The sequence below is a fragment of the Pseudomonas sp. SORGH_AS_0211 genome, assembly GCF_031453455.1.
Taxonomy (GTDB): domain Bacteria; phylum Pseudomonadota; class Gammaproteobacteria; order Pseudomonadales; family Pseudomonadaceae; genus Chryseomonas; species Chryseomonas aestiva.
Genome location: NZ_JAVIZV010000001.1, coordinates 3,762,717 through 3,779,457, shown reverse-complemented (window position 1 = coordinate 3,779,457; position 16,741 = coordinate 3,762,717). Strand labels below are relative to the sequence as shown.

At 68.0% G+C, this 16,741-nt stretch carries 16 protein-coding genes; 4 read left to right on the top strand and 12 right to left on the bottom strand.

All coding sequences use genetic code 11. The features are described from left to right. Positions 1-16 precede the first annotated feature (16 nt). Positions 17-289: a YceK/YidQ family lipoprotein gene (locus QE393_RS17480; RefSeq protein ID WP_310045647.1), complete on the top strand. Its 273-nt coding sequence runs from the start codon at positions 17-19 to the stop codon at positions 287-289. Here the strand turns inward: QE393_RS17480 and QE393_RS17475 are convergent. Continuing rightward, the gene (locus tag QE393_RS17475; protein WP_273808209.1) at positions 286-1,689 is read right to left on the bottom strand and encodes a PLP-dependent aminotransferase family protein; all 1,404 of its coding nucleotides are present in this window, start codon (positions 1,687-1,689) and stop codon (positions 286-288) included. The two genes, QE393_RS17480 and QE393_RS17475, sit on opposite strands and share 4 nt — an antisense overlap. 145 nt (positions 1,690-1,834) lie before the next feature. Here QE393_RS17475 and QE393_RS17470 point away from each other — a divergent pair, with 145 nt between their 5' ends. Continuing rightward, positions 1,835-1,963, top strand: coding sequence for a hypothetical protein (locus QE393_RS17470; protein WP_007161186.1), 129 nt, complete (start codon positions 1,835-1,837; stop codon positions 1,961-1,963). On the opposite strand, the gene QE393_RS17465 is transcribed toward QE393_RS17470, so the two are convergent. From QE393_RS17465 to QE393_RS17450, 4 genes are all read right to left on the bottom strand, one after another. After that, positions 1,951-2,427 (bottom strand): YbaK/EbsC family protein, encoded by a 477-nt coding sequence (locus QE393_RS17465; RefSeq protein ID WP_273808208.1) that lies wholly within the window; start codon positions 2,425-2,427, stop codon positions 1,951-1,953. The genes QE393_RS17470 and QE393_RS17465 overlap by 13 nt on opposite strands. A gap of 40 nt (positions 2,428-2,467) precedes the next feature. Then, entirely contained in the window at positions 2,468-2,881 is a 414-nt protein-coding gene (locus QE393_RS17460; protein ID WP_310044852.1) for a type II toxin-antitoxin system VapC family toxin, read from the bottom strand. Beyond that, positions 2,881-3,105: an antitoxin gene (locus tag QE393_RS17455; RefSeq protein ID WP_273808206.1), complete on the bottom strand. Its 225-nt coding sequence runs from the start codon at positions 3,103-3,105 to the stop codon at positions 2,881-2,883. The genes QE393_RS17460 and QE393_RS17455 overlap by 1 nt, the downstream gene beginning before the upstream one ends. A 65-nt stretch (positions 3,106-3,170) precedes the next feature. Beyond that, complete coding sequence (locus QE393_RS17450; protein ID WP_273808205.1) at positions 3,171-4,547, bottom strand: L-serine ammonia-lyase; 1,377 nt, start codon at positions 4,545-4,547, stop codon at positions 3,171-3,173. Between the two features lie 126 nt (positions 4,548-4,673). On the opposite strand from QE393_RS17450, the gene QE393_RS17445 reads away from it, so the two are divergent. Beyond that, complete coding sequence (locus QE393_RS17445; RefSeq protein WP_273808204.1) at positions 4,674-5,609, top strand: LysR substrate-binding domain-containing protein; 936 nt, start codon at positions 4,674-4,676, stop codon at positions 5,607-5,609. A 173-nt stretch (positions 5,610-5,782) separates the two neighbouring features. On the opposite strand, the gene QE393_RS17440 is transcribed toward QE393_RS17445, so the two are convergent. The 3 genes from QE393_RS17440 to QE393_RS17430 all read right to left on the bottom strand — a co-directional run bounded on the left by QE393_RS17440 (position 5,783) and on the right by QE393_RS17430 (position 9,571). Then, positions 5,783-6,424 (bottom strand): oxidoreductase, encoded by a 642-nt coding sequence (locus QE393_RS17440; RefSeq protein WP_007161182.1) that lies wholly within the window; start codon positions 6,422-6,424, stop codon positions 5,783-5,785. A gap of 88 nt (positions 6,425-6,512) precedes the next feature. After that, positions 6,513-8,051: a C13 family peptidase gene (locus QE393_RS17435; protein WP_310044850.1), complete on the bottom strand. Its 1,539-nt coding sequence runs from the start codon at positions 8,049-8,051 to the stop codon at positions 6,513-6,515. Between the two features lie 20 nt (positions 8,052-8,071). Continuing rightward, positions 8,072-9,571 (bottom strand): AhpA/YtjB family protein, encoded by a 1,500-nt coding sequence (locus tag QE393_RS17430; protein ID WP_273808202.1) that lies wholly within the window; start codon positions 9,569-9,571, stop codon positions 8,072-8,074. A 189-nt stretch (positions 9,572-9,760) separates the two neighbouring features. Here QE393_RS17430 and serB point away from each other — a divergent pair, with 189 nt between their 5' ends. Beyond that, positions 9,761-10,915 carry a phosphoserine phosphatase SerB gene (gene serB, locus QE393_RS17425; RefSeq protein WP_310044847.1) on the top strand — a complete coding sequence of 385 codons (1,155 nt, stop codon included), beginning with the start codon at positions 9,761-9,763 and terminating at the stop codon, positions 10,913-10,915. Positions 10,916-11,005: 90 nt separating this feature from the next. On the opposite strand, the gene QE393_RS17420 is transcribed toward serB, so the two are convergent. From QE393_RS17420 to QE393_RS17405, 4 genes are all read right to left on the bottom strand, one after another. After that, a complete protein-coding gene (locus QE393_RS17420; protein ID WP_310044846.1) occupies positions 11,006-13,081 on the bottom strand; it encodes an EAL domain-containing protein in 2,076 nt (691 codons plus the stop codon). A 40-nt stretch (positions 13,082-13,121) separates the two neighbouring features. Next, complete coding sequence (locus QE393_RS17415; protein ID WP_310044843.1) at positions 13,122-14,882, bottom strand: molecular chaperone; 1,761 nt, start codon at positions 14,880-14,882, stop codon at positions 13,122-13,124. Between the two features lie 67 nt (positions 14,883-14,949). Further along, entirely contained in the window at positions 14,950-15,858 is a 909-nt protein-coding gene (gene asd, locus QE393_RS17410) for an archaetidylserine decarboxylase (RefSeq protein ID WP_310044841.1), read from the bottom strand. Between the two features lie 16 nt (positions 15,859-15,874). Further along, positions 15,875-16,684 (bottom strand): rhodanese-like domain-containing protein, encoded by an 810-nt coding sequence (locus QE393_RS17405; RefSeq protein ID WP_310044839.1) that lies wholly within the window; start codon positions 16,682-16,684, stop codon positions 15,875-15,877. Between the last annotated feature and the right edge of the window lie 57 nt (positions 16,685-16,741).

Below are 16,741 nucleotides of genomic sequence, written 5' to 3'. Positions count from 1 at the left end.
CGTCGCGCGCCTTGGTCTGCTGCTGGTAACCGTGCTGGTCCTCGGTGGCTGCGCCACGGCGCGCACCCTGGACGCCGCCAAGCCCGGCGCACCGGTGGTCTATGCCGGTAGCCGGCTGGACCTCTATGCGCTGCAGGGTGGCTGCTGCGCCCAGGAGCGCTTCGGCGCTGAGGCGCCGGCCTGGCCGGTGCTGGACCTGCCCGCCAGCGCCCTGCTCGACACCCTGTTATTGCCGCTGTCCCTGCCGGCCGCCATTGGTGGGCGGGGCAGCGTGCGGGGCGGGCTCTAGAACGCCTTCAGCAACTCGCCGAGCCTGGCCATGGCCGCCTCGCTGCGCGCGTCCCAGGGATGACCGCAGTTGAGTCTGATGCAGTTTCGAAAGCCCTGCTGCGCGGAAAAGATCGGCCCTGGCGCCAGGCTGATGCCCTCGGCCAGCGCCTGGCGATACAACGCCAGGCTGTCCACGCGAGAGGGCAGTTCGAACCAGAGGAAGTAGCCGCCCCGGGGCCGGCTGACGTGGGTGTCGGCGGGAAAATGGCGCCGCGCCGCGGTCAGCATGGCCTGGCGCTGGCGGTCGAGACTCAGGCGCAGGCGACGCAGGTGGCGATCGTAGCCGCCATGCTGCAGATAGTCGGCCAGGGCGGCCTGGGCCGGCATCGAGGGGGTGATGGTGGTCATCAGTCGCAGTCGTGCGACGGCACCTGCCTGGCGGCCGGCGGCGATCCAGCCGATGCGATAGCCGGGCGCCAGGCACTTGGAAAAGGAGCCGCAGTGCAGCACGAGGCCGTCGCGGTCGAAGCGCTTGACCGGGCGGTGCGGTTCGCTGCCGCTGTAGAGCTCGGCATAGACGTCGTCTTCCAGCAGGGGCACCCGATGGCGTTGCAGCAGGCCATAGAGGCGCTGCTGGGCATGGTCGTCGAGACTGACCCCGGTGGGATTCTGCAGGCCGCTCATGAACCAGCAGGCCTTGATCGGCAGGCGGTTCAGGGCCTCTTCGAGGGCATCCAGGTTGAGGCCGCGCTCGGCATCGACGGGAATCTCCACCGCCTTGAGCTGCAGCCGCTCCAGCACCTGCAGGCTGGCGTAGAAGGCCGGGCTTTCCACCGCCACCAGATCACCGGGGCGGGTCAGACTCTGCAGGCCCAGGTTGAGGGCCTCCAGGGCGCCGTGGGTGATCACCAGTTCTTCGCCGACCTCGGGCATGCCGGCCAGGCCGTAGCGCCGGGCGATCTGCCGCCGCAGTTCGGGATGGCCGGGGGTGATGTAGGCGGTGAGGTCCTGGGCGGGCAGGTCGCGCAGGCCGTGGGCCATGCTGCGGGCCAGGCGCGCCAGGGGAAAGAGATCGGGGCTGGGAAAGGCCGAGCCGAAGGGCACGATGTCCGGGTCCTGCAGCGACTGCAGCACCGAATAGACCAGGTCGCTCACCGCTACCTCGGTGCCTTCCAGGGGCGCCAGCAAGGGCGCCGCGTCCCGCGCCCGGGCCGGTTCGCGGACGAAATAGCCGGATCGCTCGCGGGCCTCGATCAGGCCGCGACTCTCCAGCAGATAATAGGCCTGGAACACCGTGGAGGGGCTGATGCCGTGGGTCTGGCTGGCGTTGCGCACCGACGGCAGCCGCTCGCCGGGGGCGAGGACGCCGCGGGTCATCAGGGTGGCAAGCTGGTCGGCGAATCTTTCGTAGCGCTTCATGCAGAGCCAGGGCAGGGGAGACCGTCACTATAGCGAGCACGGCTCCATCTGATCCGGTTTTTCCTGTGTCTACCTGCTGCTGTAACGCGAGCGTCTTGAGGCCTAAGCTTTACCCATCCCTTTCTGGCATCCCTCGGAGGCAGCCATGGACGATGGTATCTTCATGATTCTCTTCAGCCTGCTCGCGCTCATCCTGCTCGGCGGCGGCTACTACGCCTGCGTGGTGCTGAACAAGGACCGGCGCGACGTGGAAAAGAACGATCAGCTGCGCTGATCGCCCAGCGCGCAGACATCCACCCAGCGCGCCTCGCTGAGGGCGGCCAGCCGCTCCGGAGTGAGGCGCACGCAGCTGTGGATGGCACCCGCGGCCGGGAGCACCTCGTCGAAGGCTTTCAGCGACTCATCGCAATAGACCGGCAGCGGGGTGGCCAGCCCGAACGGACAGACGCCACCCACCGGATGCCCGGTAAGGCCCTCCACGGTGGCGGCATCGAGCAGCTTGGCCTTGCCACCGAAGGCGGCCTTGAGCTTGCGGTTGTCCAGGCGTGCATCACCGCGAGCCACCAGCAGCAACAGCTGCTCTCCGACCTTGAGTCCCAGGGTCTTGGCGATCCGCCCCGGCTCCACGCCATGGGCGGCCGCCGCCAGGCTGACGGTCGCGGTACTGGTGGTGGCCTCGAGGATCTCGAGGTCAGGCGCGATGCGCGCGAGGTGCTGGCGGACGGAGTCGAGGCTCATGGGCGTTCCTGGTGTCTAGGTCAGAGCCGACCCTGCCGTTTCAATCGGCTGCTGTCCAGTTCTCACAAGCCAGATCAGCGACCCGGCTGAATTCCCGCAGATTGTTGCTGACCAGGATCAGTGCCCTGGCGCGGGCATGAGCGGCGATCCACAGGTCGTTGTTGCCGATGATCTTGCCCTGACGCTCCAACTCGGCGCGAATGGCGCCATAGTGCTCGGCACAACCCCTATCCAGCTCAAGTACAGCGATCTGCTGCCGGAGTTGTTCCAGGATCGCCTGGGTGCGCTTGGGTTGCTGACTCTTGGCCGCGCCATGACAGAGCTCGCCCCAGGTGATCGCGGACATCGCCAGCTCATCGCGGCCGTGCCGGGCAAAACGTTCGCGGACCTGCGGCGGATTGTGCTTGGCGATGTAGATGCAGATGTTGGTGTCGAGCAGGTAGCGAGCAGCCACTAGAGCTCTTCCCGCCCCTGGGGTGGACTATCTTCCCGTTCCAGCGTCGCCAGTGACAGCGCGGCCAGGGTATCGAAGATATCGGCGGCATCTGGCCGCAGCTCCCGCAGGACGATTTCGTCGCCGCGGCGGAAGATTTCCACCCGATCCGATTCGAAGCGAAACTCCTTGGGCAGGCGCAAGGCCTGGCTGTTACCGGACTTGAACACACGGGCTTCGGCCATGGACGGCTCCTCAAGACGTATATACATGTGAGTATATACGCCGCGCTGGAGCGATCAAGCGTCTATCAACACTCCACGAAGGTCACGGCCAGGCCGCCGCGCGAGGTTTCCTTGTACTTGCTGTGCATGTCCGCGCCGGTTTCCTTCATGGTTCGGATCACTTGGTCGAGGGAGATGAAGTGCTCGCCGTCGCCGCGCAGGGCCATCTGGGCGGCATTGATCGCCTTGACCGCGGCGATGGCGTTGCGCTCGATGCAGGGCACCTGCACCAGGCCGCCGACCGGATCGCAGGTCAGTCCCAGGTTGTGCTCCAGGCCGATCTCGGCGGCGTTTTCCAGCTGCGCCGGACTGGCGCCCAGCACCTCGGCCAGACCGGCTGCAGCCATGGCGCAAGCCGAGCCGACCTCGCCCTGGCAGCCTACCTCAGCGCCGGAGATGGAGGCGTTCTTCTTGCACAGGATGCCGACCGCGGCAGCGGCCAGCATGAAGCGCACCACGTCGTCGTCACAGGCATCGGGATTGAATTTCATGTAGTACATCAGCACCGCCGGGATGATCCCGGCCGCGCCGTTGGTGGGGGCGGTGACCATGCGCCCGCCGGCGGCGTTCTCCTCGTTCACCGCCAGGGCGAAGAGATTGACCCATTCCATGGCGGAGAGGGTGGAACCGATGACGTTGGGCTTGCCGATGGCCTGCAGACTCTGGTGCAGGCGGGCGGCGCGCCGGCGCACCTTGAGGCCGCCGGGCAGGATGCCCTCGTTGGCGAGACCGTTCTGCACGCATTCGCGCATCACGTTCCAGATGCGCAGCAGGCCGCTGCGGATCTCGTCCTCGGAGCGCCAGCTCTTTTCGTTGGCCAGCATCAGCTCGGCCACGCCCAGGCCATGGCTGCGACACAGGTGCAGCAGCTCGGCGCCGCTGGAGAAATCATAGGGCAGTTCGGTGGTGTCGTTGTCCAGCACGCCGCTGGCGGCCTGGGCGGCGTCCACCACGAAGCCACCGCCGATGGAGTAGTAGGTCGCCTCGGCCACCTCGCCGGTGGCGCCAAAGGCGGTCAGGGTCATGGCATTGGGGTGATAGGGCAGGCTCTCTTCCAGCAGCAGCATGTCTTCCTGCCAGTCGAAGTGGATCGCCTGGCGCCCGGCCAGCAGCAGCTGGCGCTCGTTGCGCAGGGCTTCGATACGCGGCTCCACGGCAGCGGGATCGACGCGATCCGGCCATTCGCCCATCAGGCCGATCAGGGTGGCGCGGTCGGTGCCATGGCCGACGCCGGTGGCCGACAGCGAGCCATAGAGGCGCACCTCGACCCGCTTGACCTGCTCCAGCAGACCTTCGTCGACCAGGCGCTGGGCGAACAGGGCGCCGGCCCGCATCGGGCCCACGGTATGGGAGCTGGACGGACCCACGCCGATTTTGAACAGGTCGAAGACGCTGATGGCCATGTCGGTAATCCCTGATTGAGCTTGAATGGTCGCCAGACAAGGTGCTGGCGGATGGCTCATAGTGGTGATAAGCCTCCAACTCGCACAAACGAAAGCTTCTAAGCGATCCTTTAGCGGAACTCATCGATGAGCCGGATCCTCAATGCCCAAACCCAGGCCTGGTTGCAGGTGTTCGTCTGCGCCGCACGCCATCTCTCCTTCACGCGCTGCGCCGAAGAGCTGCATGTGACGCCTGGCGCCATCAGCCAGCAGATGCGTCAGCTGGAGGAGCGCCTGGGCTTCAAGCTGTTTCACCGGGTGGCCCGTGGCCTGGAGCTGACCGCCGAGGGCCAGCGCCTGGCGACCACCCTGAACCAGGCCTATGGGCTGATCGACGCCGAATTGCGCCGCCTCAATGCCGGACAGTTCGGCGGCGTGGTGCGGCTCAGGTCGATTCCCTCGTTCCTGGGCAAATGGCTGACCCCGCGGCTGCCGCGGCTGCAGGCACGCTTTCCCGATCTGCAGCTGCGGCTGGTGGCCGAGGACAGCAGCTGGTCGCTGCGCGAGGGCGAATTCGACCTCGCCATCGATCTCAACGACGGCAGCTATCCGGGACTGGCCTCGACGCCCCTGATGGAGGAGGAGATCTTTCCGGTCTGCGCCCCCAGTCTGCTGGAGGGACGGCCAGCACTGCAGCAGCCGGAGGACCTAGAGTTCTATCCGTTGCTGCACGACATCACCGCCTGGCGCGGCAGCTACGAATACGCCGAATGGGAGTTCTATCTCGCCAGCATCGGCGCGCCGGCGCTGGATGTGCGGCGCGGCCACACCTTCAACCGCAACCACCTGACCATCGAGGCGGCCATCGCCGGCATGGGCGTCGCCATCGCCCGCCGCGCGCTGATCACCGACGAACTGGCCCGTGGCGTGCTGGTGGTGCCGCCCTTCGGCCGCTCAGTGCCGGCGCATAAGAGATACATGCTGCTATATGCCCAGGGCGCCCTGGCCGATCCTCGCCTGCGCGCCCTGCACGACTGGCTGGTGCAGGAAGTCGACCAGATGGTGCTGGCGCAGCCGGCGTAGGAGCCACTGTCTGATCGCGACCAGATTGCTCTGCCGATGCGGCCGCTCCTGGAGTCCGGCGTAGGTTGGGTTGAGCGCGGCGAAGCCCAACAGTGTTTGCCTCGGCACCGGCATGTTGGGCTTCGACGATGGAGCCGTCTCAGCCCAACCTACGGTCGATAGCGGCCAAGCCCTCAACGTCCCAGCTTGCGCAGCTCGTCGGATTCCACCACCCGCACGCCCTTGCCTTCTTCCAGGGCCAGGCGCCACAGCGCACGGGCCAGGACGGCGGCTTCGATGCCGTGCCATTTGCCAGGCAACCACTGCGACAGGGGGGCGGCCAGGCGCTCGCCGAGGCGTTCTTCCTGGCGCTGGCCGATCAGCAGCGACGGCCGCGCCAGGGTCAGTTGCGTCCAGCCCTGGGCACGCAGGGCTTCTTCCAGCTCGCCCTTGACCTTGTTGTAGAAGATCGAGGACTGGGAGTCGGCGCCGATGGCGCTGACCACGATGTAGTGGCGGGCTCCCAGTTCCAGGGCGCGCTGGCCGACCGCCAGCGGCAGGCCGTAATCCACGGCACGAAAGGCCGCTTCTGAGCCAGCCTGCTTCATGGTGGTGCCCAGGCAGCAGAAGGCCACGTCCAGCGGACCTTCCAGGGTAGGCAGCAGGCTGTTGAGATCACCCACCGGATTGTCCAGCCGGGCGTGCTCCGCCAGCGGACGGCGGGTCGGCGCCAGCACCCGGGGGACCGTCGGCTCGTTGAGGAGGCGGTCGAGCAGGTGTTCGCCGGTCAGGCCAGTGGCGCCGGCGATGAGGGCATGCTGAGGCGTCAGGTACACGGGGCTCTCCTTGTAGCGGCGACCGCTGATGTCAGGTTGGACCTCAGACGTTCCGGTTGTTCGTCAAAGCCCTGGTCAAAGCGGGCAGTCAGCGACTCGCGCGCCAGGCACGCCACTTCTGCAGGACGGCCGGCGGCGCCCAGAGCTGGGGCTCGGACGGATCGAAGCCTTCGGTCTTCTCGCGTACCGACACGGTGTCGCGGGCACGCTGGAAGGCCTGCTCGGGATCGTCGGTGTGCTGGAAGGCCTCGGCGAACAGGGCGCGGCCGAAATAGGTGAAGTCGGCTTCGTCGGTGCAGCCGAAGGAGGTGCGATCGGCCTTGGAAGCGGTCATCACCAGGGTGTGGTCGTCCTGCAGTTGCGGGATGAAGCCGCCGCTGTAGCAGCTGGAGACGATGATCAGCTTGTCGCGGCCGCGCAGGGGCGCGAGCAGGCGGCCGAGCTCCGCTGCCGGCAGGCTGGAGAGGTCCAGGCCCGGCTGGGAGAGCACCAGCTGATGGTCGGCCGAGCCATGGCTGGTCAGGTAGATGAGGATCAGGTCCTCCGGGCCGGTGCGCTGGGCCAGCGCCTGCAGGCTCTGGTAGAGATTCTCGCGGGTGGCCAGCGGATGGTCGCTGCGGATGTCCTTGGCGTTGATCAGATGGACGACGTCGCGGGCACCCCAGGTGGTGGTCAGGAAGTTGGCCACATAGGTGGCTTCGCGCTGGAACACGCCCTGGCCACCGTCACCGGCCAGGACCAGGCCATAGAGTTCGGTGGCGGGGGTGGACGCCGGGATCTGCTGCAATTCCTGGTCGAGCACCTTGCCCTGGTCGAGCAGGGCGCGTTCCAGGGGATCGGCGATGTACTGGCCCTGGTCGTCGCGGATGCGCTTGCCGCCCTCCCAGAGACCCCGTTCCACCTGGCCGTCGGCGCGCGTCAGGACGCCCATGCCGGCATAGACGCCGTCGGCGAAGTTGCCGCGGTAGACGCTGCCGTCGCTGTTGGTGAGCACGCCCTGGCCGTCGAACTTCCAGTTGCGAAAGGCACCGCGATACTGGCTGCTGTCGCTGCCGACGAATTCGCCGTTGCCGGTCAGCTCGCCGCCACTGAAGCGCCCGCGCCAGAGATCACCGCCGGCACTGCGATAGACGCCAGCGCCTTCGAACTGGTCGTCGACGAATTCGCCGTCATAGCGATCGCCGCCCGGCTCCTGCCACTGGCCGACGCCGTTGAGGTGGCCGTCGTTGAAGGTGCCGATGGTCTGGGTGCCGTCGCTGTCGAGCTTGGAGCCCTGGCCCTGCATGCGACCGTTGACGAAGCTGCCGTGGTATTCCCAGCCGCTGCTGCTGATCAGGTTGCCCTGGCCATGGTAGAGACCGCGGCGAAAGGTGCCCTGGTAGTAGGTGCCGTCGGCGAATTGCTGCTCGCCGGGCCCCTCGGCCAGGCCGTCCTTGAAGCGGCCCTTGAGCCAGTTGCCATTGGGCCACTCGATGCGTCCGCTGCCATTGAGCAGGCCGCTGACGATTTCGCCGGTATAGACCCCGCCATCGGGCAGTCTCACGCTGCTCGCATTGGGCGCCGCCTGGACAGCGCAGGCCGCCAGCAACAGCGCGGCAAGGGCGAGACGGGGCAGGAGGGCGCTCATAGGTGGGGTCGGCGGGCGCGTTACCGCGCCTCGAGCCGGACCAGGTGACGCTCCAGCGTCGCGGAGTAGGGTTCCAGGAGACGTTCCACGCAACTGGCCCCGGCGGGGCTGGCGATGGTGCGGATACGGGCGCGTTTACGCAGCAGCTCGTCCTCGGCGATGCTCTGCTCGACCAGCAACAGGTTGCGACTGTGGCGACTCAGCGCCTGGGCATTGCGTACGGTGGTGTTTTCCAGCAATTGGGCAAGCTCCAGGCCGGCGAGGCGTTCGCCCTGCGTCAGACCCAGTTGCAGCTGCAGGGTTGCACCGCTGCCGACCACTTCCACCTGCAGCGCATGACCGAGGGCGCGCATGATCTCGCCGCAGCAGAGCGCGCGGGTCAGGTAGTCGTCGTCGTCGCTGCGTTCGTGGAAGAGGATCAGGCTGCCGCCATCCTTGAGGGTGTGGAGTTCGCCGTCGTAGAGCTCGGTGGCCTGCTGCAGGCAGTCGCGATAGCGCTCCAGCAGCTGTTCGAGGCGGCTGCGTGGCAGCCGGCTGAGCTGGTCCTGGGCGCCGAGCTGGATGGACAGCACCGCCGAGGTGACGATGTCGGGCTCGGTGGGCACCGCCGGGGCCGGGGTGGGTGGCGGTTCGGTAAAGGACTCAGGTACCAGCTCGGCGAAGGCATCGGCGTCCAGTTCGCTGTCGGCACCCGCGGCGGGCGCCTTGCGCGCGGCCGGTCTGGCGGCGGCAGCCTTGCGTGCGGGCGGCTTGACGCTCAGGCCACCCTGCTCGTCGGCGAAGGGATCGTCGTCCTCGGCCTCGGCCACTTCCGCCTTGGGCGGCTTGGGCGGGACCAGGCGACTTTGCAGCTGGCGGGCCAGGTCGCCCAGTTCGTCGAGACGGCCGGCGCCCGGTGCGGGGTCATCGGGATCGCGTAGCCAGACGCGCAGTTCCAGCAGCGGAATCGACAGCTGACGACCCAGCCGCAGGCTGAGAATCAGCGTGAGCGCCAGCAGGATCAGGCCCAGCAGGCCCATGTTCTGCAGGCTGACCATCATCGGCTGCTGGAACTGGTCCATGTCCAGCGCCAGGCGCACCTGACCGGCGGTGACGTCCTGGAAGCGGATCGGCGTGCTGTAGATGCCATCGGTGGCGGTCAGCAGCCCCTGGCTCGGGCGCGTGCCGGACTCGGCCAGCACCCGGTTGTCCGGGCTGTAGACCGCGGCATGGGCCACCAGCGGATTGCGCGCCAGGTTGCTCAGCAGCACGTTGAGGCTGAGATTGTCGTTGGCCACCAGCAATTCGGCGGCGGAATTGGCCGTCTGGGTCACCAGGCTCTGGCCGACGGCGTCGGCCTGCTGCTGCATGGCATGGCGGAACTGCATGCTCATGATGCCGGCATAGATCACCAGGGCAGCCGCCACCAGCAGCAGGCTGTGGGAAACGATGCGCAAGGCCACCGGCACACGACGCTGGCGCAGGGCTCGGTAGATCAGCAGGAAGAAATTATCGGGCTTGACGGTCGCGGGGCGGGTCACAGAAATCGTTTCTTTGGACAAAAAATGTGCGGCCAGTATAACCAGCGCGCCAGGGGTGCGAAAACGGCGAATGCAGGGCTTCGCCCGCAAAAGAGGCCGGCGGTGGACTCACTCCGCCAGCCGGTGCCCACGGCTCGGCACCGCCGAGGCGAAAGGGTAGACTGCGCGCTTTTCCGCGAGGGGATCGCCATGCAAGACGTTATCGGACTCCAGGCCGTGGGCATCCTGCCCGCCGACTGGCTGGCTGCTCTCACCGGCGCCCTGGCCGCGGCCGGTGCCCGGCTGGAATCGCTGCAGCAGCAGGGTCTGGACAACAGTGCCGCGGTGACCCTGCTGGTCAGTCCGACGAGTGCCGGCGTGGCGCTGGGTCAGGCGCTGCAGGCCCTGGGTCTGCAGGTGGCGCCCCTGGCGCAGCCCGCGCCGGACACCGCCGAAGCCCATGTCCTGACGCTGATGGGTCGCACCCTGGCCGATCTGCCGCTGACCCGCCTGGCCGCGCTGTGCCGCGAGCAGGGCCTGAACATCCACGCCATCCGTCCCCTGAGCGAGCCGGGCGCGACCGCGCGCGCCGCCCTGGAGCTGCGCGTCACCGGCGAGCCGCACGAACCCCAGGCGCTGCGCGCAGGCCTGCTGGCGCTGGCCCAGGAAGGCCAGGCCGACATCGGCTGGCAGCCGGATGAGCTGCAGCGTCAGCATCGCCGGCTGGCGGTGTTCGACATGGACAGCACCCTGATCCAGGCCGAGGTCATCGACGAGCTGGCCAAGGCCGCCGGTATCGGCGAGCGGGTCGCGGCCATCACCGAGCGCGCCATGCGCGGCGAGATCGACTTCCGCGCCAGCTTCAGCGAGCGCATGGCGCTGCTGCAGGGCCTGTCCGAGGAGGTGCTGGAAGACATCGGTGCCGGGCTGCGCCTGACCGAAGGGGCGGAGCGGCTGTTCGCCGAGCTGAAGCGGCTGGGCTACAAGACCGCCATCCTTTCCGGCGGCTTCACCTACTTCGCCCACCAGGTGCAGGCGCGGCTGGGCATCGACTATGTCTATGCCAACGAACTGGAGATCGTCGACGGCAAGCTGACCGGTCGTGCCGTCGAGCCCATCGTCGATGCCCAGCGCAAGGCCGATCTGCTGCAGGAACTGGCTAGCCGCGAAGGCCTGACGCTCGAGCAGACCATCGCCGTGGGCGATGGCGCCAACGACCTGCCGATGCTGGCCCTGGCCGGTCTGGGCGTGGCCTTTCGCGCCAAGCCGCTGGTGCGCCAGTCCGCTCGCCAGTCGGTGAGCGTGCTGGGCCTGGATGGCGTGCTCTATCTGCTCGGCGTGGAAGATCGCCATACCCGGGCCTGAGCCTGCCCTCGCGGCCGCTCCTGCGTTTGCCTCGCGCATCCGCAGGAGCGGCCCATGGCCTCGATGAAGCTGTCCCAGGCTGGATCGCCGCTACTCGGCCTGGAACTCGTAGTCCATCGCCTGGCTGGGCTCCTGCAGGTAGTAGCCCTGGATGAAGTGCACCCCGACCTGCCAGAGCTGGGCCAGCACGCTGGCGCTCTCGACGAAGGGGGCGATGGTCTGGACGTTCTGCGCGCTGAGTTCGGCGACCAGGGCCTTGAGGCGCTCCTGCTGGTCCGGTTGCGCCAGGTCCTTGATCAGATTGCCCGACAGCTTGACGTAATCCGGTACCAGCAGGCGCAGCGCCGCCAGCGGCGGATCGCCGGCGGCAAAACCGCTCAGCGTGACCGGATGACCCTGGCGACGTAGTCGCTGCGCCATGGCCAGGGCCTGCTCCGGCTGGGCCAGCAGGTCTTCTTCGCTGAGCTGGAAGATCACCGCCTCGGCGTCCAGCTGCTGCGCCTGCAGGGTTTCCCGCAGCCAGGGCAACAACTCCAGATCGCCCAGGGTCGCCCCCGAAAGATGCACGAAGATGCGCGTGCCATGACCGCGGGCGCGGTGCTCGCCGAGCTGGCGCATGGCCTGGTGGATCACCCAGCGATCGATCTGGCCGCTCAGGCCGCTGTCGCGGGCGGTGCGGGCGAATTCGGCCGGTGAGACCTCTTCACCCTGCGGATTGATCAGGCGCAGCAGCGCCTCGTAGTACTCGTGGCTGCCGCCGCGCAGGCCGATCACCGGCTGGAACAGCAGGCGGAAGCCGTTCTGCTGCAAGGCCTGCTTGACCATGGCCACCAGATTGCCGCGATTGGCGGCGGCGGCCAGCTCTTCCTGGGGGTCGTAGCGTTTGCAGGCATTGCCGCCGCGCTGGGCGACCTGGCGCGCGGAGCGGTGCGCGCGGTCCACCAGGTCGCCGGCGCTCTTGGTATGGCTGTCCAGGCTGACCACGCCGATGGAATAGCTGATGGCCAGGGTGCGCCCGGCCAGGGTCAGCGGCTGGCGCTCCTGGCGGCCGAGCAGGCGCTCGAAGGCAGTGTCCAGGCTGGCGTCGGCCGCCTGCGGCAGGAGGGCGGTGAAGGCGTCGTCGGCGAAGCGCGACAGGGTCACCAGGGTGCCGAAGTGTTCGCGCAGGCGCTCGGCCAGGACCACCAGCAGTTCGTCCATGGCGCCTATGCCCAGCTCGGCCACCAGGGTCGGATAGCGATCGATGCTCAGGTAGGCGAAGCTGGCCGGCGCGCCGAGCCGGGCGTGTTCCAGGGCATCCTCGAGCAATTCGAGCATGCGGCTGCGATTGAGCAGACCGGTCAGGATGTCCTGGAAGCGCACCTCGCGCAGCTGTTCCTCGAGGGCCTCGGCGGCCGGGGCCGCGCGTTCCTCGCGCAGGTGCAGCTGCACGCAGGGTTCGTCGAGATAGATGGCCGGCGTCAGGCGCAGGCGCACGCCAAGGGTGCTGCCGTCCTGGCGGACGCACCGGCAGTCCAGTTCGAGGGGGCGGGGATCGTCGCGCAACTGGCGAAAGGCCTCGCGCAGCGCCGGCTGGTCGGCGGCGGCGATGAGGTCCATCAGCGGAGTGATTTCCAGGTCTTCCGCGGAGGGATAGCCCAGCAGTTCCACATAGGCCGAGTTGACATGGATATGCAGCCCGTCGTGGACATAGGCGACCGCGTCCACGGCGTTGGCCAGCAGCAGCTGGCAGCGCTGCTCGGCCTCGGCCAGCGCCTGTTCCAGGCGCCGGCGTTCGTGGCGCTCGGCCAGGTTGCCGAGTTCGCGCAGGCTGGCCAGCAGCAGGTGCTCGTCGTTGTCGCTGGCGATGCCGTCGCGGGCGCCCAGGCGCAGGGCATCGAGCACCGCCGCGGGATCGTCCGGCGCCACCCGCTGGATGACGGCGAGCTGGGGTACGCGGCGACGCAACTGGCGCAGGGCGGCCAGGCTGTCGAGCTCAGGCGAGGGTGGGGCAAGGATGGCGAGGTCCCAGGACTGGGACAGCAGTTCGTCGAGACCCGCGGGGTCGGCCAGGCGCTGGGCCCGCGTCGCCCGTCCGGCATTGCGGAACAGGCTGACCAGGCGTTCCGCCTCGTTCTGCGATGCTTCGAGCAGCAACAGGCGGATCGCGCTGTGTTCGGCGGCCATGGTCTATTCGCGCCTTGGCGATAACGATGATTTATCGAAGCTACAGAGACTTCCATAACGAGTCAAAGTCTTCTTCCTGACGCGCGCCGCCGCCAGTGGATCCGCCGCTGGGCTGCGTACCGCTCTGCTCCAGCAGGTGATATTCGAAGACGCTGAAGCTGACCGTCATGCTGCGCCGCCGGTCGAGCATGCCGCGCTGCTCGTTGCCCTGCTGATTGATCTGCACCTTGCTGCCTTCCTGGAAGGGCAGTCGCGGTGCGATCAGCGTCGGCGCCTGGTCGATGGCCTTGATCTCCGGCAGGAGCAGGGCGCGCAGGTACTGACTGTTCTGCTCGGCCTTGCGCAGCAGCTGCAGCCCACAGGGGCGCGCAGTGGGCGCCAGCAGTTCGACGCCCATCTGGGTCCCGCTGCCGGGCACCTGGCGGACCCAGCGCACCACCGCCGGGCCCCAGTTGTGATCCTCGGGCAGGCGCACGCCGAGCAATTCGCCGGCCTGCAGTTGCTCGGGCACCTCGCCGCTCCAGCTCAGGCAATAGCCGCCCGGACTGTGGTTGACCACCTGCACCGCATGGATCGGAAAGGCGGGACTGGCCCCCTCGCCTTCACCGGGCAGGGCGTCGTAATGGATTTCTTCCAGGCCCTCGGCGCTCCAGTCCAGGGCATCGGGGGTCCGGGTGTCGGCGTCGAAGGCCAGCGACCAGACGTCTTCCTTGGGCTTGGGCGTAAAGGTGTCCGGCGCGACCACGGCCGACAGGCGCAGGGTGTCGGCGAACACCTGGCCACCCGAGAGCTGGTAGTGCAGGGCGCTCATGCCGATGCAGACCTGCACCTGACCCTGGCCGGGCATGCGCTGGAAGGCGCGATCCGCCTCCTGGCCCCAGGCCCCGACGAGGTGTTGCAGCAGATCCAGGGACAGATCGCCGTGCACCGGCAGGCGCGCGCGGGGGCGCTGCTCCGGGGCCAGCGCCAGGTAGTCTTCGATGGCCTGCACCAGTTGCTGCGGGGCGAGGCCGAGAAGACCGCTGAGATTGGCTTCGCGCAACAGCGAGCGATAGCGCGGCGGGGCGTCGATCTGCGGCGCCACCACCATCAGGGTGCCGTTCTGCTCGGGACCCTGCAGGCGGATCAGGCTGGCCCAGTCGTCCAGGTGCAGCGTCAGCTGGGCGATGTGGCTCTGGCGCAACTGGTTGCAGCGCGCGGCGCCGAACAGCAGGGCGGCGCCATAGGCCTGGGTGATGGTCTGGCTGCCGTCGCCGGGCAGCAGTTCATCGCGAATCTTCTGATTGTGCAGGCCGGTGGTCACCGCCAGCCGGTAGAGCTGGTGCAGCTCCAGCCAGAGGTTGTCGTGCACCGGGGTATAGAGCTGGGCGGCGCGGATCAGCGGCCCGAGCAGGGCGCGCAGGGCACGCTGGATGGCGGTCGCGAGCAGCGTACTGCGTTCGCCACGGTCGCTTTCCTCGACCACGATCAGCTTGTAGCCGGCCGCCAGCAGGTTCTGCAGCGCCTGGCAGAGATTGGCTACCTTGCGCGAACGCTCGTCGAGCACGATGGCCTGGTTGAGCACATGGCGTTCCAGCAGCTGACAGACCCGCTGCACGTCCGGGCGCAGGGATTCGAGCAGGCGCAGACGCGCTTCCGGCGTCAGGACCAGCCGATTGAGCTCCAGCAAACCCTGGTAGAGCAGCCGGGCGAATTCGCCCAACTTGGCCCGCGGCAATTGCTCCAGCCAGCGCTTGAGGCCGGCCGGGGTGGCGTCACAAAACGTCAGGCTGCGCTGATCGGGCGTCGGTACCCGCAACATGAGCTGTGGCCTTTTGCTATCCATTCGCCGCGCACACTCCTGTTTCGATGGGCAATGAACCGCGCATCTAGGCGAGAGGCCCTGGCTCGGAAACGGTGGTCAAGGGGGTCGACGTGGTCGGAACCCCCAGCAGTTGCCCCATGTTGACGGTGGACAGGGCGCCGAGTTCAGCGGACCATTTCACCGCGTCCGGGCCAAACAGCACGATGGCGGTGGAGCCCAGCTTGAAGCGACCCAGCTCGTCGCCGGTGCCCAGGGTGATGGGTGCGCGCGCGGCCTCGTCGTAGGCGAAGCGCTTGAGTTCGCGCTTTGGCGGCGTGACCAGACCGGCCCAGACCGTCTCGATGCTGGCGACGATCATGGCGCCGACCAGGATGACCGCCATGGGCCCCACGGCGGTATCGAAGATGCACACCACCCGCTCGTTGCGGGCGAACAGCTCGGGCACGTTCTCGGCGGTGAGCTGGTTGACCGAGAAGATGCGCCCGGGCACATAGACCATCTCCTTCAGGGTACCGGTGAGCGGCATGTGCACCCGGTGATAGTCCTTGGGCGACAGGTAGATGGTGGCGAAATGACCGCCCATGAAGGGCGCGGCGCGCAGGCCGTCGCCGCCGAGCAGCTCCAGCAGGCTGTAGCTGTGGCCCTTGGCTTGGAAGATGCGGCCGTGCTCGATGCGGCCGAGCTGGCTGATGGCGCCGTCGCTCGGACTGACCACCACGCCGGCTTCGGCCGGCAGCGGGCGGGCGCCGGGCTTGAGGGCGCGGGTGAAGAAGGCGTTGAAGTTCTCGTAGGCGGTGGGGTCTTCCACCTGGGCCTGGCGCATGTCGACGTCATAGTGACGGACGAACCAGCGGGTCAGCAGATTCTTGAACCAGGGCACCCGGCACTCGGCGAAGCCACCGATCAGCCGCGACAGCAGATGGTGCGGCAGCAGGTGCTGGGCAAGGATGAACAGACGGTCTTGCAGTTTCATGAGAGGTCCTTGGCAATCATTCGATGGGGGTGTCGGGGTGGTTGCCCCATTCGCCCCAGGAGCCGGCATAGGCTTTGACGCGCGGATAGCCCAGGGCCTTGGCCGCGAGATAGGTGAAGCCGGATCGGTGATGGGTCTGGCAGTGGGTGATGATTTCCTTGTCGCGGGTGATGCCCAGGCGCTCCAGTTCGGCGGCCAGGTCTTCACGGATGCGCAACTGGCGCTCGCGATCCATGCCGGCGGTCCACTCGAAGTTGATCGCGCCGGGGATGTGGCCGCCACGGGCGGTCAGCACCTTTTCGCCGCGGTATTCATCGGCGCCCCGGGCGTCCCAGATGGCCAGGTCCTCGGCGCCCAGCCGGCTCTGCAGGTAGGCACGGCTGGCGGTGGGCTCCTCGTGCAGGGTCAGGGCGACCGGCGCCCCGGCCGTGGCGGGGACCGCCGTGCTCAGCGGCAGGCCGGCGGCGATCCAGCCCTGGCGCCCACCGTTGAGGTAGTGATAGTGGCCGTACCCGATGACGTCCAGCAGCCAGATGAAGCGTCCGGCCCAGCCGCCGCCTTCATCGTCATAGACCACGTAGACAGCCTCGTCGCGTTGCCCCAGTTCGCCGAACAGCTGCTCCAGGTCCGCCTGGGCCGGCAACAGGCCGGGCGCCGGCTTGCTGCCCAGCTGGGTGCGGGCGGGCGCGACATGGCGCGCGCCGGGCAGATGGCCCTCGGCATAGTGGGCAGCGCTGCAGAGATCCACCAGGATGAGTTCGGGCGCATCCAGGCGCGCCGCGAGATCGGCCGGTTCGATCACCAGGGGCAGGGCGGAAAAGGGCATCGCGGATTTCCCGTCGGTCCGTAGCAAAGGTGAAGTGTACCGAGGTTGACCGGCCAG